This window comes from Streptomyces sp. NPDC043726 (assembly GCF_056436565.1).
In genome coordinates this window covers 555,906-578,273 of record NZ_JBWKCI010000005.1, presented here as the reverse complement: position 1 = coordinate 578,273, position 22,368 = coordinate 555,906, and the positions used below count along the sequence as shown (strand labels likewise).

General features: G+C 72.7%; 23 protein-coding genes and 1 pseudogene. 10 read left to right on the top strand and 14 right to left on the bottom strand.

The genetic code is table 11. The annotated features are described in order from the left end of the window. Window positions 1–25 precede the first annotated feature (25 nt). Window positions 26–412 carry a thioredoxin gene (trxA, locus tag AC068Z_RS18195; RefSeq protein ID WP_451728325.1) on the top strand — a complete coding sequence of 129 codons (387 nt, stop codon included), beginning with the start codon at window positions 26–28 and terminating at the stop codon, window positions 410–412. Window positions 413–475: 63 nt separating this feature from the next. Here trxA and AC068Z_RS18190 read toward each other — a convergent pair whose 3' ends face one another. The 4 genes from AC068Z_RS18190 to AC068Z_RS18175 are packed head-to-tail and all read right to left on the bottom strand — an operon-like array spanning window position 476 to window position 4,901. Then, window positions 476–1,912: an aldehyde dehydrogenase family protein gene (locus tag AC068Z_RS18190; protein WP_478556314.1), complete on the bottom strand. Its 1,437-nt coding sequence runs from the start codon at window positions 1,910–1,912 to the stop codon at window positions 476–478. Window positions 1,913–1,941: 29 nt separating this feature from the next. Continuing rightward, complete coding sequence (locus AC068Z_RS18185; RefSeq protein ID WP_478556312.1) at window positions 1,942–3,120, bottom strand: 4-hydroxybenzoate 3-monooxygenase; 1,179 nt, start codon at window positions 3,118–3,120, stop codon at window positions 1,942–1,944. 17 nt (window positions 3,121–3,137) lie between these two features. After that, entirely contained in the window at window positions 3,138–4,184 is a 1,047-nt protein-coding gene (locus AC068Z_RS18180; RefSeq protein ID WP_478556310.1) for a LacI family DNA-binding transcriptional regulator, read from the bottom strand. A gap of 36 nt (window positions 4,185–4,220) precedes the next feature. Beyond that, the gene (locus tag AC068Z_RS18175; protein WP_478556308.1) at window positions 4,221–4,901 is read right to left on the bottom strand and encodes a TetR/AcrR family transcriptional regulator; all 681 of its coding nucleotides are present in this window, start codon (window positions 4,899–4,901) and stop codon (window positions 4,221–4,223) included. A gap of 99 nt (window positions 4,902–5,000) precedes the next feature. Here AC068Z_RS18175 and AC068Z_RS18170 point away from each other — a divergent pair, with 99 nt between their 5' ends. Then, window positions 5,001–5,564: an NAD(P)H-dependent oxidoreductase gene (locus tag AC068Z_RS18170; RefSeq protein WP_478556306.1), complete on the top strand. Its 564-nt coding sequence runs from the start codon at window positions 5,001–5,003 to the stop codon at window positions 5,562–5,564. Window positions 5,565–5,625: 61 nt separating this feature from the next. Here the strand turns inward: AC068Z_RS18170 and AC068Z_RS18165 are convergent, their stop codons facing one another. Further along, window positions 5,626–6,531, bottom strand: a complete 906-nt coding sequence (locus AC068Z_RS18165) for a LysR family transcriptional regulator (protein ID WP_478556372.1) — start codon at window positions 6,529–6,531, stop codon at window positions 5,626–5,628. A 103-nt stretch (window positions 6,532–6,634) separates the two neighbouring features. Between AC068Z_RS18165 and AC068Z_RS18160 the strand changes: the two genes are divergently transcribed. After that, window positions 6,635–6,856, top strand: coding sequence for a hypothetical protein (locus AC068Z_RS18160; protein WP_478556304.1), 222 nt, complete (start codon window positions 6,635–6,637; stop codon window positions 6,854–6,856). 343 nt (window positions 6,857–7,199) lie between these two features. Here AC068Z_RS18160 and AC068Z_RS18155 read toward each other — a convergent pair whose 3' ends face one another. After that, window positions 7,200–8,081, bottom strand: coding sequence for an LLM class F420-dependent oxidoreductase (locus AC068Z_RS18155; RefSeq protein ID WP_478556302.1), 882 nt, complete (start codon window positions 8,079–8,081; stop codon window positions 7,200–7,202). A gap of 152 nt (window positions 8,082–8,233) precedes the next feature. Between AC068Z_RS18155 and AC068Z_RS18150 the strand changes: the two genes are divergently transcribed. Further along, complete coding sequence (locus tag AC068Z_RS18150; RefSeq protein ID WP_478556300.1) at window positions 8,234–9,154, top strand: FkbM family methyltransferase; 921 nt, start codon at window positions 8,234–8,236, stop codon at window positions 9,152–9,154. A gap of 23 nt (window positions 9,155–9,177) precedes the next feature. Here AC068Z_RS18150 and AC068Z_RS18145 read toward each other — a convergent pair whose 3' ends face one another. Then, window positions 9,178–9,804: a M15 family metallopeptidase gene (locus AC068Z_RS18145; protein WP_478556298.1), complete on the bottom strand. Its 627-nt coding sequence runs from the start codon at window positions 9,802–9,804 to the stop codon at window positions 9,178–9,180. A gap of 86 nt (window positions 9,805–9,890) precedes the next feature. On the opposite strand from AC068Z_RS18145, the gene AC068Z_RS18140 reads away from it, so the two are divergent. From AC068Z_RS18140 to AC068Z_RS18130, 3 genes are all read left to right on the top strand, one after another. Then, the gene (locus AC068Z_RS18140; protein ID WP_478556296.1) at window positions 9,891–10,586 is read left to right on the top strand and encodes a response regulator transcription factor; all 696 of its coding nucleotides are present in this window, start codon (window positions 9,891–9,893) and stop codon (window positions 10,584–10,586) included. Next, window positions 10,579–11,706 carry a sensor histidine kinase gene (locus AC068Z_RS18135; protein ID WP_478556294.1) on the top strand — a complete coding sequence of 376 codons (1,128 nt, stop codon included), beginning with the start codon at window positions 10,579–10,581 and terminating at the stop codon, window positions 11,704–11,706. The genes AC068Z_RS18140 and AC068Z_RS18135 overlap by 8 nt, the downstream gene beginning before the upstream one ends. A 173-nt stretch (window positions 11,707–11,879) precedes the next feature. Beyond that, on the top strand, window positions 11,880–12,791 hold the full coding sequence (locus AC068Z_RS18130) for an endonuclease/exonuclease/phosphatase family protein (protein ID WP_478556370.1): 912 nt from the start codon (window positions 11,880–11,882) through the stop codon (window positions 12,789–12,791). Window positions 12,792–12,907: 116 nt separating this feature from the next. Here AC068Z_RS18130 and AC068Z_RS18125 read toward each other — a convergent pair whose 3' ends face one another. Next, complete coding sequence (locus AC068Z_RS18125) at window positions 12,908–13,126, bottom strand: hypothetical protein (RefSeq protein ID WP_478556292.1); 219 nt, start codon at window positions 13,124–13,126, stop codon at window positions 12,908–12,910. A 180-nt stretch (window positions 13,127–13,306) separates the two neighbouring features. Beyond that, window positions 13,307–14,260, bottom strand: a complete 954-nt coding sequence (locus AC068Z_RS18120; protein ID WP_478556290.1) for a helix-turn-helix domain-containing protein — start codon at window positions 14,258–14,260, stop codon at window positions 13,307–13,309. 100 nt (window positions 14,261–14,360) lie between these two features. Between AC068Z_RS18120 and AC068Z_RS18115 the strand changes: the two genes are divergently transcribed. After that, window positions 14,361–15,392 carry a saccharopine dehydrogenase family protein gene (locus AC068Z_RS18115; RefSeq protein WP_478556288.1) on the top strand — a complete coding sequence of 344 codons (1,032 nt, stop codon included), beginning with the start codon at window positions 14,361–14,363 and terminating at the stop codon, window positions 15,390–15,392. A 50-nt stretch (window positions 15,393–15,442) separates the two neighbouring features. Continuing rightward, window positions 15,443–16,431: pseudogene (locus AC068Z_RS18110) on the top strand (helix-turn-helix domain-containing protein). Here the strand turns inward: AC068Z_RS18110 and AC068Z_RS18105 are convergent. Together AC068Z_RS18105 and AC068Z_RS18100 are read right to left on the bottom strand one after the other, a co-directional pair. Continuing rightward, complete coding sequence (locus tag AC068Z_RS18105; protein WP_478556286.1) at window positions 16,428–17,612, bottom strand: DNA gyrase subunit B; 1,185 nt, start codon at window positions 17,610–17,612, stop codon at window positions 16,428–16,430. The pseudogene AC068Z_RS18110 and the gene AC068Z_RS18105 sit on opposite strands and share 4 nt — an antisense overlap. Window positions 17,613–17,899: 287 nt before the next feature. After that, a complete protein-coding gene (locus AC068Z_RS18100) occupies window positions 17,900–18,256 on the bottom strand; it encodes a hypothetical protein (protein ID WP_478556284.1) in 357 nt (118 codons plus the stop codon). Window positions 18,257–18,452: 196 nt separating this feature from the next. On the opposite strand from AC068Z_RS18100, the gene AC068Z_RS18095 reads away from it, so the two are divergent. Next, on the top strand, window positions 18,453–18,911 hold the full coding sequence (locus AC068Z_RS18095) for a MarR family winged helix-turn-helix transcriptional regulator (RefSeq protein ID WP_478556282.1): 459 nt from the start codon (window positions 18,453–18,455) through the stop codon (window positions 18,909–18,911). 229 nt (window positions 18,912–19,140) lie between these two features. On the opposite strand, the gene AC068Z_RS18090 is transcribed toward AC068Z_RS18095, so the two are convergent. From AC068Z_RS18090 to AC068Z_RS18080, 3 genes are all read right to left on the bottom strand, one after another. Then, window positions 19,141–20,001 (bottom strand): fructosamine kinase family protein, encoded by an 861-nt coding sequence (locus tag AC068Z_RS18090; protein ID WP_478556280.1) that lies wholly within the window; start codon window positions 19,999–20,001, stop codon window positions 19,141–19,143. Window positions 20,002–20,096: 95 nt separating this feature from the next. Continuing rightward, window positions 20,097–20,960 carry a trypsin-like serine protease gene (locus tag AC068Z_RS18085; RefSeq protein WP_478556278.1) on the bottom strand — a complete coding sequence of 288 codons (864 nt, stop codon included), beginning with the start codon at window positions 20,958–20,960 and terminating at the stop codon, window positions 20,097–20,099. Between the two features lie 96 nt (window positions 20,961–21,056). Next, on the bottom strand, window positions 21,057–22,238 hold the full coding sequence (locus AC068Z_RS18080; RefSeq protein ID WP_478556276.1) for a cation:proton antiporter: 1,182 nt from the start codon (window positions 22,236–22,238) through the stop codon (window positions 21,057–21,059). Between the last annotated feature and the right edge of the window lie 130 nt (window positions 22,239–22,368).

The window sequence follows — 22,368 nt, the reverse complement described above, 5'->3', positions numbered from 1 at the left end:
CGACACCAGGAAGAGGGAACTCGCCATGAGCAGCACCGTGGAGCTCACCAAGGAGAACTTCGACCAGACGGTCACGGAGAACGAGTTCGTCCTGATCGACTTCTGGGCGGCCTGGTGCGGCCCGTGCCGGCAGTTCGCCCCGGTCTACGAGAAGGCCGCGGAGGAGAACCCCGACCTCGTGTTCGGCAAGGTGGACACCGAGGCGCAGCCGGAGCTGGCCGCGGCCTTCGGTATCCAGTCCATCCCCACGCTGATGATCGTCCGGGACCAGGTCGCCGTGTTCGCGCAGCCGGGCGCCCTGCCCGAGGCCGCCCTGACGGACGTCATCGGGCAGGCCCGCAAGCTCGACATGGACGAGGTCCGCAAGGCCGTGGCCGCCCAGCAGGCGCAGGCCGAGCAGGACGGCCAGTAGGCCCCGGCTCCGGCAGGCGTACGGGATCCGGAACGCGTACGGAATCTAGAAGGCGTACGGAATCTAGAAGGGGTACGGCGCCACGTCCCCGCGCACCGTCGTCCAGCGCAGGTCGGTGAAGGCCTCCAGGTTGGACTCGCCGCCGAATCGGGCGCCGGTGCCTGAGGCGGCCGTACCGCCGAAGGGGGCGACCGCCTCGTCGTTCACGGTCTGGTCGTTGATGTGCACGATCCCGGTCGGGATGCGCTCGGCGAGGTCCAGGCCGCGGGCGGTGTCGCGGGTGACGATGCCGAGGGACAGTCCGTAGGGGCCCTGCGCCGCGAGTGCGGCGGCCTCCTCGACGTCGCTGAAGGGGCGGACCGGCGCGACCGGGCCGAAGACCTCCTCCGCGTAGGCGGGGGTGTCGTCGGCGACGTCGGCGAGGACGGTGGGCCGGTAGAACAGCCGCTCGTGGGTGCCGCCCGCGGCCAGCTTGGCGCCGTTCGCGGCACTGGCCTCGACCAGGCCGTGCACCTTGTCCAGCTGGGTGCCGTCGATGAGCGGGCCGAGGTGGACCTGGGCGCGGTGCGGGTCGCCGACGGCGAGCGAGTCGGCCTTGGCGGCCAGGCGCTCCACGTAGTCCGCGTACAGGGACCGGTGCACCAGGTGGCGGCCGGTCGTCATGCAGATCTGGCCCTGGTGGAAGAAGGACCCCCAGGCGGCGGTGGAGATCACCGCGTCGATGTCGGCGTCCTCCAGCACCACCAGGGCGGAGTTCCCGCCCAGCTCCAGGTGGGCCCGCTTGAGGTGGCGTCCGGCGGCCTCGCCGACCGCCCGGCCGGCCGCGGTGGAGCCGGTGAAGGAGATGACGGGCACCCGCGGGTCCTCGACCAGGGCGGCACCGGTCTCGGCGCCGCCGGGCAGGACGTGCAGCAGCCCGTCGGGCAGGCCCGCCTCGGCGAAGACCGCGGCGAGGGAGAGGCCGCCGCAGACCGCGGTGCGCGGATCGGGCTTGAGGATCACGGCGTTGCCCAGCGCGAGCGCGGGGGCGACGGAGCGGATGGACAGGATCAGCGGGGCGTTGAACGGGGAGATCACGCCGACCACGCCGACCGGGACGCGGCGGGTGTAGGACAGCCGGGGCGCCTCGCTGGGCAGGACCTGTCCGGCCGGGCGGGAGGCGAGGGCGGCGGCCTCGTAGCACTCCTGGGCGGCGACGTGCAGTTCGAAGTCGGCCTTGCCGGGGATGGACCCGGACTCCCGGATCAGCCATTCGCGCAGTTCGTCGGCGTGCGCGGTGAACAGGTCGCCGGCCCGGCGCAGGACCCCGGCCCGCACGAAGTGCGGCAGGCGGCCCCACTCGGCCTGCGCCGCCCGGGCGGCCTCGGCGGCCGGGGCCACGTCCTCGGCGGCGGCGAGGGTGACCGTGCCGAGCGCATCGCCGGTGGCGGGCTCGGTGACGGTGTGCTCGCCGCCCTTGAGGGGGCGGGGCTGCCAGGACTGGGGGTCGAGCAACGACATGACGGCTCTCCGTTCGGTCACCGCGGGACTCAGTCGGGGAGGGGAAGTCCCGTGTAGTTCGCCGCCAGTTCGGCGGCCGCGTGGCGGGATGCGGTGATCCGGCGCAGACGTGCGAGCTGCATCCGCTGATCGAACGCATCCCCGTCTGGTTGAGCATGCAACATCTTAGTCATGTCATAGGAGAAACGCGTGGCCTGCCACACGCGTGCGAGACACATTTCCGAGTATCTGTCGATCAGTTGTGTCCCGCCTGTGGAGCGCCACGCGGTGAGCGCGCGGGCCAGGATCCGGACGTCGGAGACGGCGAGGTTGAGACCCTTGGCACCGGTCGGCGGGACGATGTGGGCGGCGTCCCCGGCGAGCAGCAGCCGGCCGTGCCGCATCGGCTCGTGCACGTAACTGCGCATCGGGGTGACGGACTTGGAGGTGATCGGCCCGCGTTCCAGGGTCCAGTCGCCGTCGATCGCGAAGCGGGCGGCGAGTTCGTCCCAGACGCGGTCGTCGGGCCAGTCCGCGGGGTCGGAGCCGACCGGGACCTGGAGGTAGAGCCGGGAGACGGACGGCGAGCGCATGCTGTGCAGGGCGAAGCCGCGCTCCCCGCGCGCGTAGATCAACTCCTCGCAGGACGGCGGTACTTCGGCGAGGATCCCGAGCCAGGCATAGGGGTGGTCGTGCGCGTACGACCGGCAGGCGGCGGCCGGGATCGACTCGCGGGACACGCCGTGGAAGCCGTCGCAGCCGGCGACCCAGTCGCAGGTCAGGGTCTCCTCCCGGCCCTCGTGCCGGAACCGCACGACGGGCCGGTCGCTCTCGGCGCCCTCGACCGCGACCGCCTCCGCACCGAACAACAGCGGTGGCCCGTCGGCCAGTTGAAGGGCGATCAGGTCCCGCACGATCTCGGTCTGGGCGTAGATGGTGACGGTACGGCCGCCGGTGAGGGCCGGGAAGTCGATGCGGTGCCGCTCGCGCTCGTAGCGCAGCTCGATGCCGTGGTGGACCATGCCCTGGGCGTCCAGCCGGTCGGCGGCGTCGGCCTCCCGCAGCGTGTCGACCGTGCCCTGCTCCAGCATGCCCGCGCGCTGGCGGTGCTCGACGTACTCGCGGGTCCGGCTCTCCAGGACGACGCAGTCGATCCCCGCGCGGTGCAGCAGACGGGCGAGCAGCAGCCCGGCGGGGCCGCCGCCGATGATGCCGACGGTCGTACGCATGGAGTGCCTCCCGTGCGTCAGCTGGAGTCGCGGTGCACCACCGATGCTCCCAGTACTTTGTGCGTCTCGGGCGCCGCGGCGGGGTCGCGCACCGCCCGGTCGACGAGTTCGGCCAGGTCACGGCCGGACGGCAGCTCGATGTGGACGGTGCTGAGCCGCGGCCTGAGGAGCCGCCCGAGCATGAGGTCGTCGGCGCCGATGACGGCCGTGTCCGCGGGGACGGCGACACCCTCGTCCTGCAGCGCCCTCATCAGCAGCATCGCGTACTCGTCGTTGTAGGCGAACACGGCGTCCAGGCCCAGTTCCCGCCAGCGCGCGGCAAGCCGGGCGGCGGCCGCCTCGTCGTAGCCGAGCGGCAGCTCCGTGACGGTGGCGTCGGTGCCGGCCAGGGCGCGGCGCACCCCGTCGAGCCGGGGCCCGGAGAAGGCCTCCAGACCCTCCTCGGCGGGTACGACGACGCCGATACGGCGCCTGCCGCGCTCGTAGAGGTGACGCCCCGCGCTGTGGCCGACCGCCGTGTGGTCCATCTGGAGGGCGTGGGCGCCCTCGACGCACTCGGGACCGATGGTGACCACGGCCCGGGCGCCGGAGCGCTTGAGCACCGTCACGCCCTGCGGGCCGAGTCCGGCGCCGGGCACCAGGACGGCGACGGGGCGCAGCTCGGCCCAGGCGCGGGCGGCCTCGTCGCCGTACAGGCCGACGCTGCCGTACTGCACGACCGTGTAGTCGAGGCGGCCGAGGGCGGACTGGAGGTCGCTGATGAACTGGCTGTAGAGGGGGCCGACCGGGAAGGCCGGGGCGGGCATCAGGACCATCCGGCTGTGCCCGGCGCGCAGGCTGCGGGCGGCGGCGTGCGGGACGTAGCCCAACTCCTTGGCGGCCTCGTGGACGCGGCGCCGGGTGGGCTCGCTGATCCGGACGGCACTGGTGTTGTTGAGCACGTAGGAGACGGTCGCGCGCGAGACTCCGGCCAGGCGGGCCACATCGGCGCTCGTGGGCACGGAGCGCGGTGCGGGAGACGCGGACGCGGACGTATTCGGTATCTGCACCATGACGCACGGCATCTTTGCAGACCCTGAGAACCGGCGTCCGCGCGGGGCTCAGCAGCCGGGCGCGACCCCCGTGATCCGGTCGACCAGATCCAGCCAGCCCGCCTCGACCCGGTCCTGGGGCATGCCGCACACCTTGCTGCGGTAGTGGACCATCGACGGCTCCAGATAGGCCATCAGGGTCAGGGCGAGCAGTTCGCAGTCCGCGTCCGGGACGATCCGGCGCAGCAGGATCAGGACGTGGCCGCGTAGGAAGCGGCGGGCGGCGTGGGAGTAGCGGCGCTCGGGACCGGGGTCGGCGGCGAGCTGGAGTTCCAGTTCGTCGGCGGAGCGGCGCAGCTGCGCGCGGCCGAACTCCCTCAGCCGCTCCACGGGCGGTGCGCCGGGCCCGAGCGGCGCGGGGCCGGTGATGACGGCGGCCTGGAACTTCCGCTCGGAGTGGTCGAGGAGGGCCGTGAGCAGGCCCGTGCGGTCGCCGAAGCGGCGGAAGACGGTGCCCTTGCCGACCTCGGCCGCCGCGGCGACGGCCTCCATGGTGACCCCGGCCGCGCCGTGCTCCGCGACCAGCCTGGCCGCCGCCTCCAGCAGCCGGGCCCGGTTGCGGGCGGCGTCCGCGCGCAGGCAGGGCTCGTCCTCCGGCGCGCCCAGCTGCAGCAACTCGGGCTCGTCGACGGGTTCCTGAGGCAGCGGGAAGGGCGGCAGGGACGCGGACATGAAGCCAGCGTAAAGCATCGGGAATGAAACTGGACCGCGGTCCGCTTAGGATGCTAGAAAGTTAACCGGACCCCGGTCCGGTTACCCCGACCCCCTGCTTGACCTCTTGGAGTTCGCATGTCTGTTCGCATCCTCGCGCTTGTCGGCAGCCTCCGCGCCGGTTCGCACAACCGCCAGCTCGCCGAGGCGGCCGTGAAGCTCGCCCCCGAGGGCGCCCAGGTCGAGCTCTTCGAGGGCCTGGCCGAGATCCCCTTCTACAACGAGGACATCGACGTCGAGGGCAGCGTCCCGGCCCCGGCCGCCAAGCTGCGCGCCGCCGCGCAGGAGGCCGACGCCTTCCTGTTCTTCTCCCCCGAGTACAACGGCACCATCCCGGCCGTGCTGAAGAACGCCATCGACTGGCTGTCCCGCCCGTACGGCGCCGGCGCCTTCGGCGGCAAGCCGGTCGCCGTGGTCGGCACCGCCTTCGGCCAGTACGGCGGCGTGTGGGCGCAGGACGAGACCCGCAAGGCCGTGGGCATCGCCGGCGGCAAGGTCCTGGAGGACGTCAAGCTCTCCATCCCCGGCTCCGTGGTCCGCTTCGCCGAGACCCACCCGGCCGACGACGCCGAGGTCGCGGCGCAGCTGACGGAGGTCATCGCGCGCGTGCACGGCCACGCGGGCGAGGCCGTGGCCGCCTGAGGCGCAGCGCCGACCCGGGAGCGGGGCGGGACCGTACGGTTCCCGCCCCGCTCTTCGCATGTCAGGCCACCGCCGCCGTCGCCAGCTCCCGCAGCTCCGCCAGGGCCGCCGCCACCGCCGGGCGGGTACGGCAGCCGCTGCGGGTGGCACTGAGGATCTTGCGGTGCGGGTCGCCGGCGCAGCGGACCCTGGTGATCGCCAGCTCCGGGGGCAGCCGGGCGAGGCGGGGGACCAGGGCCACGCCCAGGCCGTGGGCGACCAGGTGGGCGGTGACGTTCCAGTCCATCGCGTGATGGACCACGTCCGGGCTGAATCCGGCCGCTCCGCAGGCCGACATCACGTGCGGCCGGCACGGGCTGTCCGGCACCGGCGCGATCCAGTCCTCGTGCGCCGCCTCGGCGAGGTCGACACGGGCGTGCGCGGCCAGCCGGTGGCCGTGGGGGACGACGAGGTCGTACGGATCGTCCAGCAGCGGCCGCTGGTCGAAGCGCGTGTCGCTCAGCGGCGGGTGGTACGGGGTCACCTCCACCACGGCCAGGTCGGTCTCCCCCTCGAAGAGCAGGTCGAAGCTCTCCGGCACCCTCGTCTCCTGGATCCGTACGGTCAGCCGCGGATGCCGCTCCTTGAGCCGTACGGCCATCGGCGCGAGCAGCACCGACACGGCCGTCGGGAAGCCGCTGACCCGCACCTGCCCGGCCGGGGCGCTGTCCTCGGCCCGCAGATCGAACTCGGCCTCCTCCCAGCGGGCCTGGATGGCGTCGGCGTGGGTCAGCAGACTCTCCGCGGCCGGGGTGAGCCGTACCCCACGCCCCTGCGGTTCCAGCAGGTCGACGCCCAGGTCACGGGCGAGCTGCCGGATCTGCTGGGAGGCGGCGGACGGGGTGAAGTGCAGGGCGTGGGCGGCCGCGGTGACCGTGCCGTAGTGGGCGACCGCCCTCAGGACATGGAGCCGGCGCAGGTCAATCATGAAGTCCACGCTTCAAGGTGTCGTGCGGAAAGTCAACCTGGACTGTACGAAGGCGAGGTCGCACCCTGGGCAGTGAACCGACAACGCCGTAGGAGGAGTTGCCATGACCAGCACGACCGGTACCGTCTGCCCGCACTGCGGCTGGCCCGACGACGCCGAGCCCTTCCAGGTGGTGTCCCGCCACAGCACCGCCGCGGGCCGCACGATCTGGACCCGCTGCGGCTGCGGCTCGCTCCAGGTCCGGATCGTCGACGGCAGCGGGGTACGGGTCGTCTCGCGCAGCCGCCCACCGGAGACCGCGGAAGTCGGCCCGGGGGGCCGCTGAACCTCGTTGGCCGCCCAATAGGGTCCGGCCTCCGCCGCCGACTCAGCCCGACCCGTCGGCGTCGGCCTACCAGCGCCCTTGAGTCGAGCCCGGCCGACCACGACCTCGCCAGCCTCCGCTCAGCCCGGCCCGGCCGACCACAGCCCCGCCAGCCTCCGCTCAGCTCAGCCCGGCCGGCCCGCCTGCCTTCCGACACCCTCACCATCCAGACCCGCCGGCGCCCCCTCCGCCCAGTCCCGTCGGCCGCCGACCGTCCGGCGCCCGCCAAGTGGAGCCCGGCCGACCACACCGACCCGTACTTCCGTCAGTCCGCCCCGGCCGGCCACTGGCCCCGAGCGCCCGCTCAGTCCAGTCCGGCCAGTCGCCGCACCGCCGGGGCCGCGAAGTCCTCGATGAACGCGGCCGGGTTCTCGGTCCCCGGGCCGAGGATCACCGTGTCGATGCCGAGCTTGGCGTACCCCGTGATCTCGCGGGTGAAGGTGTCGAGGTCGCCGTCGTTCGCCGCGTCCCCGGCGTAGAGGACGGTCCGGCGGATCTCGTCGTAGTCCCGGCCCTCGGTGTCGCAGTGCCGGCGCAGGACATCGAGCTTGTGCGCGACCTCCTCCGGGGTGGAGGCGAAGAGGTTGCAGGCGTCGGCGTGCCGGGCGACCAGTCGGAGGGTCTTCTTCTCTCCCCCGCCGCCGATCATGATCTCCGGGTGCGGGCTGCTGACCGGGGCCGGGACGCACAGGGTCTCCGCGAGCCGGTAGTGGCGGCCCTCGAAGGGCCCGTTGTTCTCCGGGTCCCACATCTGACGGCAGATCCGCAGGGTCTCGTCCAGCCGCTCGAAGCGCTCGGCGACCGGCGGGAACTCCACGCCCAGGCCCCGGTGTTCGCGGTCGTACCAGGCCGCCCCGATCCCGAGCGCGGCCCGTCCGCCGGAGAGCACGTCGAGCGAGGTGACGATCTTCGCGAGCAGGCCCGGGTGGCGGTACGTCACCCCGGTGACCAGCGCGCCGAGCCGGACCGTGGAGGTGTGGCCCGCGAGATAGCCGAGGGTCGTGTAGGCCTCCAGCATCGGGGCCTCGGCGCCGCCGTTGAACTCCATCTGGAAGTAGTGGTCCATCACCGACAGCCAGCTCAGCCCGGCCTCCTCGGCCGCCCGCCCCGCCGCCGCCAGCTCCGCACCCAGCGCGGGCCCGCCCCCGGGGTGACCGAACCGGTTGATGTGCACGCCGACCTGCATATCCTGCTCCGTTCACCCGGACCGTCCCGTCGCCGGTGACGCTAGTTCTTGGAGCGCGCTCGAAGTCAAGCGCCCGCACCCACCGGCCACTTGCTCGTTGAAAACCGTTCAAACACAGGACCGATTCCGGTCAACTCTGCCAGGGTGGGCGGATGCAGACCCTTTACCGCAGACTGCTCCAGTTGATGCCGCGCCTGGGGGTGCGGGTGACGGACCTGGCACCGGGCACCGCACTGGTCTCCCGACGCGGGAACTACCAGGTCACCGGCGCCGGCAAGGACGCCTGGTTCGTCCAGCGCGGCGGCCTGAAGAGCGTCCCGCTGGGCGAGAGCGGCGCCCGGCTCGTCCTCGGCAAGACGTCCGCGACGGACGAGCGCAAGCTCCAGATGGCGGCGGCCGAATACCTGGGCACCCAGCACGTCGCCGCGATGCTCGAACTGTACGGCGTGAACTGCGTCCTGGACGTCGGCGCCAACCGCGGCCAGTACGCCAAGCGGCTGCGTCGGCACGGCTACCGGGGCCGCATCGTCTCCTTCGAGCCGACGCGGGAGGCCTACGACCGTCTGAGCGAGGCCGCCGCGAACGATCCCGGCTGGCGGGTGCACCACTGCGGTCTGGGCCGCGAGGACACCACCGCCGAGATCCACGTCGGCTGGAACACCATGAACTCCCTGCTCCCGGCCAGCGACTACGGCCGCGACCGTTACAAGCGCTTCCACACCACCCGCACCGAGGAGATCCGCGTCCGGCGCCTGGACGCCGTACTGGACGAGGCCCTCGACGGCCTGTCCGACCCGCGCCCCTTCCTGAAGATGGACACCCAGGGTTACGACCTGGAGGTGTTCGCCGGGGCCGGGGAACGGATCGCCGACTTCGTGGGTCTGCAGTCGGAGGTCGCCGTGCTGCGGCTGTACGAGGGCAGCCCGGCGATGAGCGAGGCGATCGCCGCGTACGAGGACGGCGGCTTCGAGATCACCGGCATGTACCCCGTGACGAGGGAGGCGGCCACCGGGCGGGTGGTGGAGTTCGACGTCGTGATGATGCGCGCGAAGGCGGCGCCGCCGACTCCCTGACAGCGCTGGTCATTTATCGGTGGTCATTGTTGACGCATCCGCGGGTCCTCGGTGGGGTCTGCGTACATGTCCGGGCAGCCCCGGCCGGCCGCCTCCGGGCGCAGTTCGTAGTGCCAGGGCTCGTTGCGGTAGATCTGGCAGAGGCCGTACCCGGCGCCGTGCTCGGACAGCCATTCCGTGGCGTCGGAGGGCCCGATGTCGACGGCGTCCCCTGACACGTGAGGGGAGGTCTCCGTCGTGGCCACCCAGCGGGCGGCCTCCTCCTCCGAGCCGTACTTCGCGACCGCCTGGCGCAGCAGCCTCTCCTGGTACTCCGGGGAGCGCCAGCCGCTGTTGACGACGAACCCGACGTCGTCCTCCGAGGCGTCGGTCGCGGCCCGGCGCAGGGCGGTGAGCAGTCCGGGGTCGAGGTTGGCCACGGCCGGGATGCCGTCGTCGAAGACGGTCACGTCGTCGGGGACGGCGCCGTCCTCGCCCAGTGCGGGACGGTCGTCTCCGGGTGAGGCGGTCGAGGAGGGAGGCCGGGCCGAGGCGGACTCCGGTGACTGGCAGCTGAGGACACCGGCGAGGGTCGCCGTGACGACCAGGGCCGTGGGCAGGGCCGCTCGGGCGCGGCGGGTTCCCGTTCGTGCTGTTTCGCTGCGATTCATGCCCGCAGTCAAGGCGGCGCGGTGTTGCGGGCCCGTATGCGGTTTTCGATATGCCGACGATATGTCCCGACTCGTAGCCTCAAAGCATGCGAGTGTTGATCGTCGAGGACGAGCCCTACCTGGCGGAAGCCATCCGCGACGCCCTGCGCCTGGAGGCGATCGCGGCGGACATCGCGGGCGACGGCGACACCGCTCTGGAGCTGCTGGGCGTCAACGCCTACGACATCGCCGTCCTCGACCGGGACATCCCCGGGCCCAGCGGTGACGAGATCGCCAAGACCGTCGTCGCCTCCGGAAGCGGCATGCCGATCCTCATGCTCACCGCAGCCGACCGGCTCGACGACAAGGTCACCGGGTTCGAACTCGGAGCCGACGACTACCTCACGAAGCCGTTCGAGCTCCAGGAACTCGTGCTCCGGCTCAGAGCCCTCGACCGCAGACGGGCGCACAGCAGACCGCCGGTGCGGGAGCTCGCGGGTCTGCGGCTGGACCCGTTCCGCCGCGAGGTCTACCGCGACGGCGTCTACGTCGCGCTGACCCGGAAGCAGTTCGCGGTGCTCGAGGTCCTCGTAGCCGCCGAGGGCGGTGTCGTCAGCGCCGAGGAGTTGCTGGAGCGGGCCTGGGACGAGAACGCGGACCCGTTCACCAACGCCGTACGCATCACGGTCTCGGCGCTGCGCAAGCGGCTCGGCGAGCCGTGGATCATCGCCACCGTCCCCGGCGCCGGGTACCGCATCGACGCGCATCCGGACGCCGGTTCCCAGGGGGCGGGGCGTGGATAGGCGGCCCGGGTTGAGCGTCCGGATCAAGCTCACCCTCAGCTACGCGGGGTTCCTCATGGTCGCGGGCGCTCTGCTGCTCGCGGCGGTGTGGCTGTTCCTCCTGCGGTACGTCCCCGACCGAGCGATGCTCTACAACCCCGACGCCAAACCCCCCGGCGACGTCTTCCCCGTCCGGTCCGCGCTGCTGAACGTGTTCGCGCCACGGGCGGTCGCCGTACTGGCGTTCCTCCTGGTGTTCGGTCTCGTCGGCGGGTGGATCCTCGCCGGGCGCATGCTCGCCCCGCTGACCCGCATCACGGACGCCACCCGCAGGGCAACGGACGGATCGCTCTCGCACCGCATCCAACTGCCCGGCCGCAGCGACGAGTTCCGCGAACTCGCCGACGCCTTCGACACGATGCTCGCCCGGCTCGAGGCACACGTGGCCGAACAGCGCAGGTTCGCCGCCAACGCCTCGCACGAGCTGCGCACCCCGCTGGCGATCTCGCAGGCACTCCTCGACCTGGCCCGCAGCGATCCGACCCAGGACCTCACAGAGATCGTCGACCGTCTGCACGCCGTCAACGCGCGGGCGATCGACCTCACCGAGGCGCTGCTCGTGCTCAGCCGCGCCGACCAGCGGTCCTTCACCCGGGAACAGGTCGACCTGTCCCTGCTCGCGGAAGAGGCCACCGAGACCCTGCTCCCGCTCGCCGAGAAACGCGGAGTCGCCGTCGACACCTCCGGTGACATCGCCCTGGCCCTCGGCTCGCAGCCGCTGCTGCTGCAACTCACGACGAACCTCGTCCACAACGCGATCGTGCACAACCTGCCCGGGCGGGGCTCGGTGCGGGTGGCGACCGCCGCCGGGCCCGGGACCGTGACGCTCACGGTCGAGAACAGCGGCGAGAAGCTCGCCCCGGAGCTGGTCGCGACTCTCACCGAGCCGTTCCGGCGCGGCACCGAACGCATCCACGGCGACCACTCGGGCGTCGGCCTGGGCCTGGCCATCGTCAAGCGGATCACCGAGGTGCACGACGGAACCCTCACCATCGCTCCGCGCCCCGAGGGCGGACTGCGCATCGCCGTACAACTGCCCGCCTCAACAGCACCTTTCACCCATAGGACGTCTGATCAGTGAGTGAAGCAGTACGAGAAATCCAAGAAGCCCGGCGGCAGTCGGCCCCCGAGGCGGATTCGGGTCCGGCCGGTCGGCGCGCGCGAGTCCTGCGGGCGATCCGGGGCCTTCGCGGGCCGGGTCCGTGGCGGCGCGGCCTGGTGCTCGCGGCGCTGGCACTGCTGCTCGGCCTGCTCATGGGACTGCACTCGCGGATCACGGACCGTGGGGGTCTCGGCAGCCTGGTGGAGACCTTCCTGCCGTGGTTCGGCCTGTTCGTGCCGGTGCTGCTCGCCTGCGCGCTGTGGCGGCGTTCGGCCTCCGCGGTGGTGGCGCTGCTGCTGCCGGCCGTGGTGTGGCTGAGCCTCTTCGGCGGGCTGCTCTCGGACAAGTCCGGGTCGGGCGGCGACCTCACCGTGGTCAGCCACAACGTCGGCGCCGAGAACACCGACCCGGCCGGCACCGCGCGCGACCTGGCCGCCGCCGGGGCGGACCTGCTGGCGCTGGAGGAGCTGACCGACCGGGCCCGGGGCACGTACGAGACGGAGCTGGCGAAGAGCTATCCGTACCACTCGGTGCGGGGCACGGTCGGCCTGTGGAGCAAGCTGCCCCTGTCCAACGTCCGGTCGGTCGACGTCCTGCGGGGCATGGTCGGGCCGCTGGCGCGGACCGAACAGGCCAAGGACATCCCGGCGGACCCGCCCCGGGCACTGCGCGCCACGGTGGCCACGGACCGGGGGCCGCTCGCGGTGTACGTGGCGCACCTCGGTTCCGTACGCCTGATGCCCCGGGGCGGCTTCTGGACGGACTCGCGGGACGCCGGCGCGGAGAAGCTCGCCGACGCCGTCGCCGCCGAGCGGCTCGAGCGGGTGGTGGTGCTCGGCGACATGAACGGCACCACCGACGACCGCGCCCTCGACGGCCTCACCTCCCGGCTGAGCTCGGCCCAGGAGGAGGCAGGCGACGGCTTCGGCTTCACCTGGCCGGCATCCTTCCCGATGGCGCGGATCGACCAGATCCTGGTCAGGGGTGTGGAGCCGGACAGCTCATGGGTACTGTCGGCCACCGGCAGCGACCATCTGCCGGTGGCGGCGGCGATCAGCTGGTGAAGCGGGGGGCCACCCGCCGGTCGGCGGGCGGATTCCGCCGTACGGCGGCCCCCTCGCCCCGGGCCGGTGCGCGGACGATGGCCGCATCTGCCGCCCGGTGTGAGGAGACGCCCGTGTCACTGCTTCCGCCCCCGTTCGACCCCGAGCTCGCTGCCGGACTCGAACTCATCAAGGACGTCGTCTCGCCGAGCCTCACCCTGGCCGACGTCGAGGAGATGCGCGACGGCGAGGGGATCCGGCTCCTCGCCGAGGTGGACCTCACCGCGGCGGGAAGCGGCATGGCGTCGTACGTCGGCCTGGCATCGTGTCGTACGGGCGTCGTGTCGGCCTGGCATCGTGTCGGCCGGGCGGCGCAAGTCAGCCTGGCGGCGCGAAGCGGCATGGCGTCGTACGTCGGCCAGGCATCGTGTCGGCCGGGCGGCGCAGGTCAGCCCGGCGGCGGGAAGCGGCCTGGCGGCGCGAGTCGCCTGTGGCGTGCCTCCGCGTGGCGTTGCGAGTGGGCCTGGCGTCGTGAGTCAGCCCTCCCCCTGGCGGGAGGCGCGGAAGGTCCGCCGGTAGCTGTCCGGGGGGACGCCGAGGGTGCGGTTGAAGTGACGGCGCAGCGTCGTGGCGGTGCCCATGCCGGTCGCGGCAGCTATGGCGTCGACGCTGTCGTCGGTGCTCTCCAGCAACTCCTGGGCGCGGCGGATGCGTTGGTTGAGCAGCCATTGCAGCGGGGTGGTGCCGGTCGCGGCCCGGAAGTGGCGGCCCAGGGTGCGTGAGCTCGTCCGGGCCCGGCGGGCCAGGTCCTCCACGGTCAGCGGCTGGTCGAGCCGTTCCATCACCCAGGGCAGCAGCGCGGAGAGCGAGTGGTCGTCGCGGGCCGGGACGGGGGTGGTGACGAACTGGGCCTGGCCACCGGCCCGGTGGGGCGGCACGACCAGGCGCCGGGCGACGGCGTTGGCGACGGCCGACCCCCGGTCCAGCCGGACCAGGTGCAGGCACAGGTCCAGCGCGGCGGCCTTCCCCGCCGAGGTGAGCACGCTGCCGTTGTCGACGTAGAGCACGTCCGGATCGACGTCGACGAGCGGATGGCGGGCGGCCAGCACCTCGGTGTGCGCCCAGTGCGTGGTCGCGCGCAGCCCGTCCAGCAGCCCCGCCGCGGCCAGCACGAACGCGCCCGTGCACAGCGAGGCCACCCGGCTGCCCGCCTCGTGCGCCGCACGCACCGCGTCGACGAGATCGGCGGGCGGGTCGACGTCGATGTCCGCCCACCCGGGGACGATCACGGTGTCGGCGCGCGCCAGTTGGTCGAGCCCATGGTCGGGCCGCATCCGGAACCGGCCGACCGTCACCGCGTCCGTTCCGCACACGCTCATGTCGTACCAGGGCCCGGGCACGGCGTCCGGGGCGGACCCGAACACCTCCTGGGCCACGGCGAGTTCGAAGTGCAGCATCCCGTCGGTGAGGGCGAAGGCGACTGAGGTCATGTCCGGAATTGTATGGGCGATGTCGTTCCAGACACTCACGTTGGGGCGCGACGGTTGGCCAGGATGGTCGTAGTCGATCGAACGAGCGCGGGGAGAGGTCATGGGACCGGGTCAGAAGGTGGCGGTGTTCGGGGCGTACGGGCACACCGGACGGTTCGTGGTGGCGGAACTGCTGGACCGGGGGTTCGTTCCGGTGCCGGTCGGCCGCGACGCCGAGCGGCTGCGGGAGGTGGCGGCCTCGGCCCCGGGTCTGGAGGCCCGTCCGGCCTCCGTCGACGACCCGGCGTCGCTGGACCGCGCACTGGCCGGCACCGCGGCCGTGATCAACGCGGCCGGCCCGTTCGCCACCACCGCCGCCCCGGTGATCGAGGCGGCGCTGCGCGCCGGGATCCCGTACGTGGACGTGGCCGCCGAGATCGAGGCGAACGCCGACACTTTCGCCGAGTTCGACGAGCGCGCTCGTGAGGCGGGCGCGCTGATCGTCCCCGCGATGGCGTTCTACGGCGGACTCGGCGACCTGCTCGTCACGGCCGCGATGGACGACTGGACGAGCGCCGACGAGGTGCATGTCGCGTACGGGCTGAGCGGCTGGCACCCGACCGCCGGGACGCGTGTCGCGGGCGACGTCTCCCGGGAGCGACGCGGCGGCAAGCGGGTCCGGTACGCCAAGGGACAGCTGGAGTACCACGACAACGAACTGACCGTCGTGGAGTGGGCGTTCCCCGAGCCGCTGGGCAAGCGGTCCGTGGTCGCGGAGTTCACGATGGCCGACGTCGTGACGGTGCCCAGCCACCTCACGGTCCCCGAGGTGCGCACCTACATGACGACCGAGGCGGCCAGGGACCTGTCGACTCCGGACACCCCGGCCCCCACGGCGGCCGACGAGCGCGGCCGGTCCGACCAGACCTTCGTCGTCGACGTCCTCGTCCGCTCGGCCGGCCGCGAACGCCGGGCCGTGGCGCGCGGCCGGGACATCTACGCGGTCAGCGCACCGCTCGCGGTGGAGGCGGTACAGCGCGTCCTCGGCGGGCGGACCAGGGCGACGGGGGTGGCGTCGGCGGGAGCTGCGTTCGACGCGGCGGACTTCCTGAAGGCGCTGGCGGGACACGTCTCCGTGGACCTGAGCCGGTAGCAGCGGGCAGGGGGCTCCTCGAAAGGGCCCTTCTGGCGCACCATGAGCACATGAAAGAGCTGGCCGGGCGCCTGACCGCCCTGGACCCGGACGCCGGTGCCGCCGTGCGGGTCATCGCCTACTTCGACCGACTGGCCGACTCACGGGCCGGTGTGGAGGCGCTGGTGCGCGGGGCCGCGGTGCTGGCAGGAGTGCCGGCCCGGCTCGTCGATCCGGAGCGTCGGGTACGGGTCCGGGTGGAGGCCGACGGCACCCGCGACGACACCGACCTCCCGCCCGACCCGACGTGGCCGTCCGCCGCGCTCACGCCGGGCGGCGGCGGTACGGCGGCCCTGTGGCTGGAGCGCTCGGGGACCGCGCCCAGCGTGGTCGACGCGGTGATCCTGGAACGGGCCGCCGGCGCCGTACGCCTCGTCCTGGACCGCACCAGGGGCCGCGCCCCCGCCGAGGACCCGGCCCTGGTCGAGACGCTCCTGGACCCCTCGGCACCGGAGCCGGCCCGCCTGCACGCGGCCCGCCGCCTGGGCCTGGACCCGACGGGACGGGCGCGGGCGCTGGCCCTGCCCCACGGGCCGCCCCGAATCGTCGCGGAGGAGACCGACCCGCCGGCGGGACGTGTCGGCGTGGGCCCCGCCGTACCGGTCCTCGACCTGCCGCACTCCTGGTCGGCGGCCCGCACGGCGCTGCGCTTCACGGCGGAGGGCACGGCCCGGGACCCCGGACCACGGGTGGTGCGCGCCGACGAACTCGGGGACGGCGCACGCATCGCCGAGCTGGTGACACCGGGCGCCGAACCGCCTGCGGACGTCCAGGCGTTGGACCGCGCCGCCGCGTCGGCACCGTGGCTCCTCATCACCTTGCACGCGGTCGCCTCGACGACGAGCCTCCGGGCGGCGGCGCGGACATCAACGTCCACCACTCCACCCTCCAGGACCGCCTGACCCACGCCGAACACCTGCTGGGCTGGACGGTACGCACCCCGCAGGGCCGCTTCCGACTCCAACTGGCGCTGACCATGCGGCATTTGGCGCGCGGCTAGGAAGGAGGCCGCATGGCGATCCGGTCGGTGACGGCAGCGGCCCGCCGTGGGGACCCCGCCAACCAGACGCCCACGTGTTCCCGGACGACCTGGGCGACCCAATCGCGCACCGCGGGATTGCCCAGCCTGCTCCGTGTGGCGCCTTCGAACTCGGGATGGTCGAGTTTCACGGCTACGACAGCGGTGAGGCCCTCGCCGATGCGGTCGACGACGGGCTCGGGCGGGGCGTCGATCCGCGACTGCCGCTCCCCGGCGCAGGCATCGACCGCGCCCGCCAGACCGTCGTAGAAGCCGGCCACGTGGGTCCCCCCTTCATGCGTGGGAGCGCTGTTGGCGAAGCTCACGATCCTGTGGCCGGGCGTGCCGCTCCACGCCAGGGCCACCTCGACGGATCCTGCGTTCCCCGGGTCCTCGCCTTGGAAGCCGAGGACGTCCGAGGGCGTGCCGGCCGGATCGAGGAAGGCGACGAAGTCCCGCAGTCCGCCCGGGAAAAGGAACCGTGCCGCTCGCGAGCCACCGGAGGGCCGCTGGTCGGTCAACGAGAGGGCGAGCCCGGCGTTCAGGAAGGCCAGTTCCCGGAAGCGCGACTCCAGCCTCTCGTACGAGCACTCGCCCGTACCGAAGATGTCGGCGTCGGGCCGGAAGACGATGGTCGTGCCGCTGCCCGTGGCCGGTGCGCCAGGTGTGCCACGTACGTCCGGTCCGCCCGATGCGTCCGACGCATCCGATGCGGACGGGCCGACGGCGACACCGCGCTCGAACCGCCGCGCCCACCGGACCCCGTCCCGACGTATCTCCGCCGTCAGGTGGCTGGACAGGGCGTTGGCGACGATCGGGCCCATCGCGAACAGGCCACCGCTCAGGAAGCGGCGGCCGCCAAGCCACGGCCCGGCATGCGGCCGGGTCAGCAGCGCCTCGAGGCTGCCCGCGTCGATGCTCCCGGCTCCCGGCCCGTCCACGGCGACCCGCACACACCCGTCGGCCGCCAGCACGACGTCGACGCCGTCGCCGCGCCCGGCGAGAACCTCGTTCACCGCCCAGTCGAAGACTTCGCACACCAGGTGGTACAGCCCTCGTTCACCGGTGGACCCGACATACATACCGGGCCGCTTCCGTACGGCTTCCACCCCCTCCAGCACCTGAATCTGGCTGGCGTCGTACTCGGTCCGTTCCTCGCTCACGAAGACCCCTCCCGGCGGTGCCCAGTTGACGTTCACACCCTAGGCAATTTCCAAGAAAACACCAGGTCAGAGCGGGTATGCCGAAGGCCTGCACGGACGCGGGACGGCCTGTCGGGGGCGGGTCGACCGAAGGGGGCGCGCAGGACCCCGGCAGGGCGGCCGGCACGCCCCCGAGGCCCCGCACGCCCCTTCTCCCGACGACCGCCAGGCCCCCAATTCAGCTGATCGAGCGGGCCGGTCGCCGTGCGGCTCACCGAACTCGAAGAACTCGCCCTGCAAGCCGGTGCTCATCGGAACTCGTGCACCACTTCGATCGTCCCGACGATGTGCGCGTTGAACTCCTCCAGCTCCTCCGCCGGCACCCACAGCTCCAGGATCGTCTCGCCGCCGGCCTGTTGCACCGGATAGCGGCGCAGGAAGTCGGTCTCGACCTCGAAGCGGGTGACGAAGCCGGCGCCGTCGTGCTTGACGTTCCAGTCGCGGGCGATCCTCGTCGCGTAGTCCTCGTTGAGGACCGGGTAGAAGATCGGCTGCTCCGGCAGGCGTGGCGGCCAGGCGCGCCAGTCCAGCTCGCGGACCAGATCCAGTTCCACCGGGCCGGTGGGGCGCCAGAGGGTGGTCGTCGCGGGCGGGCGGGTGCTCATCGCGGGCGCTGCTTTCGGTCACGGAGAGCCGGTCGTCGGTGCCGACCGCTCGGGGATCATGAAAGCTAGCCGGGAATACGGAGCCGTGTCATCGCATTACCCAGATACTTGCACACGAGCTATAATTGCGTACGACGACAATTTCAAACATGGCATACCCTGGCTGAACAGCACACCGGACGGAGGAGACGGCCCCATGACCGCCACAGACCCCGCGCTCACCGCGCTCGCCCAGAGCTGGTGCGCGCTCTCGCTGCTGCACGGGCGGATCGAGGCCCACATCGAGCGCGCCCTCCAGTCCGGGCACGACCTCAGCGTGCGGGAGTACTCGCTGCTCGACGTCCTCAGCCGCCAGCACAACGGCGAGGGCGGCCATCTGCAGATGAAGCAGGTCGCCGACGCCGTCGTCCTCAGCCAGAGCGCCACCACCCGCCTGGTCACCCGCCTGGAGGACCGCGGACTCCTCTCCCGCTACCTCTGCCCCACCGACCGCCGCGGCATCTACACCGACGTCACCGAGTCGGGGCTGAAGCTCCTGGAAGAGGCCCGCCCCACCAACGAGTCCGCCCTCCGCGAGGCCCTCGACTCAGCGGCCAAGGACCCCGAACTCGCCCCGCTGGTAAAGGCCGTGGAGACTCTGCGGGTCGCCGCCTGAGCAACAGGTCGCCGCATGGCAGGATCATGCGGCTGCGACGTGCGCGGCCACGCGATGCGGCGGACACCGGAGACCGACCCGCGCGAGAAGGAACGGTGGCTCTGCCCCTGGTGCCACGCCCGGACCGCCCTGGGACACGGCCCGGACGAGGTCGCGCGCCCGCAGTACGCCACGGGCATGGCCCCAGCCGCCTCCCGGTGCGGGCTGGCCGATCTTCTGATCCCGCGGCTCAGGCCGCCCGTGCCGCCGCCAGCGCCTGTTCCGCGTACCCCCGGCCGAACAGCACCGCGTGGACGAGCAGCGGGAAGAGCTGGTGCAGGGCGATACGGGCGGTCCAGCCGTCCGCCAGCGGCGCCGTCTGCTGGTAGCCGTCCAGCAGACGGTCCAGGTGGGGACAGCCGAACAGGTGCAGCATGGCGAGGTCCGTCTCGCGGTGGCCGCCGTGCGCCGCCGGGTCGATCAGCCAGGCGTGGCCGTCGGCGGCCCACAGGACGTTGCCGTTCCACAGGTCGCCGTGGAGGCGCGCGGGAGGTTCGGCCGGACCCGCCAGTTCGGGCAGGCGGGCGCAGACCCGCTCGAAGACCTCCGCCTCGGCTCCGCTCAGCATCCCGCCGTCGACCGCCCGGCGGACGTACGGCAGTACCCGGTGCTCGGCGTACCAGCGCGGCCAGTCGGAGCCCTCGACGTTCCGCATGGGCGCCAGGCCGATGTACGCCTCCCTCGGCCCGTCCGGGGGCGGCGCCCCGAAGGCGGGGGCGCCCGATGCGTGCAGCGCGGCCAGCTCACGCCCGAGCCGTTCCGCAGCCTCGGGGCTCGGGCGGCCGACCAAGACACGGTCGGTGACCAGCCACGCCTCGTCGTGCCCGTGGACGGCGGGCACGCGTACCGCACCCGCCGCGCCCAGCCACCGCAGCCCCGCCGCCTCGGCCCGAGCCGCCCCGGGACCCCCGTCACCGCGCTTGACCATCACCACCCTGCCTCCGTCGAGGGTGACTTCGGCCAGCGTCCCGGACAGCCGCCGCGCACCGAGCGCACGAGCGCCGGTGAAGCGAGCGGCGACGGCCGCCGGGCCTTCCTCCGTTCCCGTCATGACGTTTCCCTCATGACGGGAAGCCTAGGGCCGTCGCGAACCGAGCGGGTTCTGATCCGGCGGACGCTCCAGGGTGTCCAGGCCGGGCCGGCTCGTCAGGGCAGGGCCACGAACGGCGACAGGAACTCCCGGGCGCCCGGCGTGTCCAGCCGGTACGTCACGTTGGTCGCGTAGCACGGGGTGTCCCCGGTGATGGTCGTGGCGGCCAGTACGGACTTCCCGCCGAGCATCGCGAAGTTGGGCCCGCCCGAATCGCCGTAGCAGGCACCGCCGTTGCCCTGGGGTGCCGTCATGGCCAGGCGGACCCAGGACTTGTTGAGCGCGTTGAAGGTGACCGGGGCCTTCATGCGGACGCCACCGCCGGGGTGGGTGTGGCCGCCGGGTCCGCGTACGGCCTCCTGGGTGCCGTAGCCGGCGACGAGCCAGTCGGTGGAGTTCAGCGCCGTCGTGCCGAGCTGGTTGGCCGTGGGCAGCGTGGCCGGGGTGAAGCTCCAGCGGGACGCCGTCTTGGCGGCGGGCACCTCGACCACGGAGATGTCGTGGGTGTCGGAGGCGGGGCCGGGGAAGCCGGGGTGGCTGTGGGCGGTGCCCTCGACGGCGACGGCGTTCGCCTGTGCGGCCGGGTTGCCCGGGTACCGGGCGGCTGCCGCGTCGAGGCCGGACTGCACGTCCTGGTCCAGGGAGACGTAGAAGCGCACGTTCTCCGGCCAGTCCGTGGTGCAGTGCGCGGCCGTCAGGAAGGTGTTCGCGTCGATCATGGTTCCGGAGCAGACCCAGTCGACCCGGTCGGGGGTGGTGGGGTCGTCGTCGTTGTCCCAGGTCGCGACGAGCGCGCCGACCTCGGTGCGTTCGGGCGCGGGCGTCGCGTTGTAGGAGTTGATGGCCGAGGACGGCAGTGCGGTGGTGAGCACGGCCGCACAGGCCGCCGTGGTGACGGCGGTGACACGGATCGCGGACAAAAGAACTACCCCTTCTGCATGGTGGGCTCGGGTGTTCTCCTGTGGGAGGTGGGCCAAGTGAAGCGCCTGGGTGGGGCGGTGGCAAGACGTGCGCGGTCATCGAGCGGCGGGGACGGGTGCCTTGCCGACCACGCGTGCCAGGACGTGGGCGCGGCCCGCGGCCACCGGGCCAAGTACGGCGAGGACCAGGACGTATCCGGCGATGAAGGGTGCGAGTCGGCTGTCCAGGCCGGCGCCCGCCGCCATCGCGGCGAGGATCAGCGCGAACTCGCCTCGGGCCACGAGGGTCGTGGCGATGTCGGCGGCGGGGCCCGGTCCGTAGCCGTACAGGCGGGCCACCCACAGGCCCGCGATCACGTTCATGACGAGCGTCAGTACGGCGGCCGCGGCGACCGGCACAGCGACGGCGGCGAGGTCGCCGGGGTCGATGGCGAGCCCGAAGGCGAAGAAGAAGATCGCGGCGAAGGCGTCCCGCAGGGGGTGGACCAGATCCCGGATGCGCGGTCCTGACGGAGTCCCCGCGAGGATCAGGCCGACCATGAACGCGCCGATGGCGTCGGCCACGCCGAGCACCTCCGACACACCCGCGACGAGGACCGCGGCGCCGAGGAAGCTGATGACGAGGAGTTCGTCGTCGCGGACGTGGATCGCGCGCCCGATCAGCCGGGTGCCGTAGCGGGCAGCGGCGGCCAGGAGCAGCAGGAAGCCGAAGGCCTTCGCGGCCTGGAGCACCATCTCTGCGACGCCCTCGGCACCGCCGATGACCGGCTGGAGCGCCGCGAGATACAGGGCGAGGAAGATGTCCTCGACGACGATGACGCCGAGGATCAGCCGGGTCTCCGGGCGGCCGAGGCGGCCCAGGTCGATGAGGATCTTGGTGACGATCGCGGACGAGGAGATCCCGAGCACCCCGGCCAGCACCAGCGCCTCCCGGGTGCCCCAGCCGAGGGCGAATCCGAAGCCGAGACCGGCGCCGACGTTCAGCAGCAGGTAGACGCCCCCGGCGGTCAGCAGGCGTCGGCCGCCGTTGCGCAGGTCGTCCAGATGGAATTCCAGACCGAGGTAGAACAGCAGCAGCACCAGTCCGAGCGCGGAGAGCATCTCGAAGTCGTGCGGATCCTCGACGAGGACGAGTCCCGGGGTGTGCGGGCCGAGCAGGATGCCGGCGAGGGTGAACAACGGGATGGTGGGCAGTCCGATCCGGCTGCCGAGCCGAGCGAGCACGGCCGCGGCGAGGAAGGCACCCCCCATGGCCAGAAGACTGTCAGCATGCCCCACGAAGCGTCACCCCCTGCGGCCGGAGGGCTTCAGGACGGCGGGCTACGGGCCGACGGGCCTTGGCCCGGTGGGCTAGGAGCCAGCAGGCCCCGGCCCGGTGGGCTACGAGCCGGCAGACCTCGGCCCGGTG

Bases quoted from the DNA above. Each gene is read 5' to 3' on its own strand.
- trxA (WP_451728325.1), top strand. From the start codon at position 26: ATGAGCAGCACCGTGGAGCTCACCAAGGAGAACTTCGACCAGACGGTC.
- AC068Z_RS18190 (WP_478556314.1), bottom strand. From the start codon at position 1,912: ATGTCGTTGCTCGACCCCCAGTCCTGGCAGCCCCGCCCCCTCAAGGGC.
- AC068Z_RS18185 (WP_478556312.1), bottom strand. From the start codon at position 3,120: ATGCGTACGACCGTCGGCATCATCGGCGGCGGCCCCGCCGGGCTGCTG.
- AC068Z_RS18180 (WP_478556310.1), bottom strand. From the start codon at position 4,184: ATGCCGTGCGTCATGGTGCAGATACCGAATACGTCCGCGTCCGCGTCT.
- AC068Z_RS18175 (WP_478556308.1), bottom strand. From the start codon at position 4,901: ATGCTTTACGCTGGCTTCATGTCCGCGTCCCTGCCGCCCTTCCCGCTG.
- AC068Z_RS18170 (WP_478556306.1), top strand. From the start codon at position 5,001: ATGTCTGTTCGCATCCTCGCGCTTGTCGGCAGCCTCCGCGCCGGTTCG.
- AC068Z_RS18165 (WP_478556372.1), bottom strand. From the start codon at position 6,531: ATGATTGACCTGCGCCGGCTCCATGTCCTGAGGGCGGTCGCCCACTAC.
- AC068Z_RS18160 (WP_478556304.1), top strand. From the start codon at position 6,635: ATGACCAGCACGACCGGTACCGTCTGCCCGCACTGCGGCTGGCCCGAC.
- AC068Z_RS18155 (WP_478556302.1), bottom strand. From the start codon at position 8,081: ATGCAGGTCGGCGTGCACATCAACCGGTTCGGTCACCCCGGGGGCGGG.
- AC068Z_RS18150 (WP_478556300.1), top strand. From the start codon at position 8,234: ATGCAGACCCTTTACCGCAGACTGCTCCAGTTGATGCCGCGCCTGGGG.
- AC068Z_RS18145 (WP_478556298.1), bottom strand. From the start codon at position 9,804: ATGAATCGCAGCGAAACAGCACGAACGGGAACCCGCCGCGCCCGAGCG.
- AC068Z_RS18140 (WP_478556296.1), top strand. From the start codon at position 9,891: ATGCGAGTGTTGATCGTCGAGGACGAGCCCTACCTGGCGGAAGCCATC.
- AC068Z_RS18130 (WP_478556370.1), top strand. From the start codon at position 11,880: ATGGGACTGCACTCGCGGATCACGGACCGTGGGGGTCTCGGCAGCCTG.
- AC068Z_RS18125 (WP_478556292.1), bottom strand. From the start codon at position 13,126: ATGCCAGGCCGACACGACGCCCGTACGACACGATGCCAGGCCGACGTA.
- AC068Z_RS18120 (WP_478556290.1), bottom strand. From the start codon at position 14,260: ATGACCTCAGTCGCCTTCGCCCTCACCGACGGGATGCTGCACTTCGAA.
- AC068Z_RS18115 (WP_478556288.1), top strand. From the start codon at position 14,361: ATGGGACCGGGTCAGAAGGTGGCGGTGTTCGGGGCGTACGGGCACACC.
- AC068Z_RS18100 (WP_478556284.1), bottom strand. From the start codon at position 18,256: ATGAGCACCCGCCCGCCCGCGACGACCACCCTCTGGCGCCCCACCGGC.
- AC068Z_RS18095 (WP_478556282.1), top strand. From the start codon at position 18,453: ATGACCGCCACAGACCCCGCGCTCACCGCGCTCGCCCAGAGCTGGTGC.
- AC068Z_RS18090 (WP_478556280.1), bottom strand. From the start codon at position 20,001: ATGACGGGAACGGAGGAAGGCCCGGCGGCCGTCGCCGCTCGCTTCACC.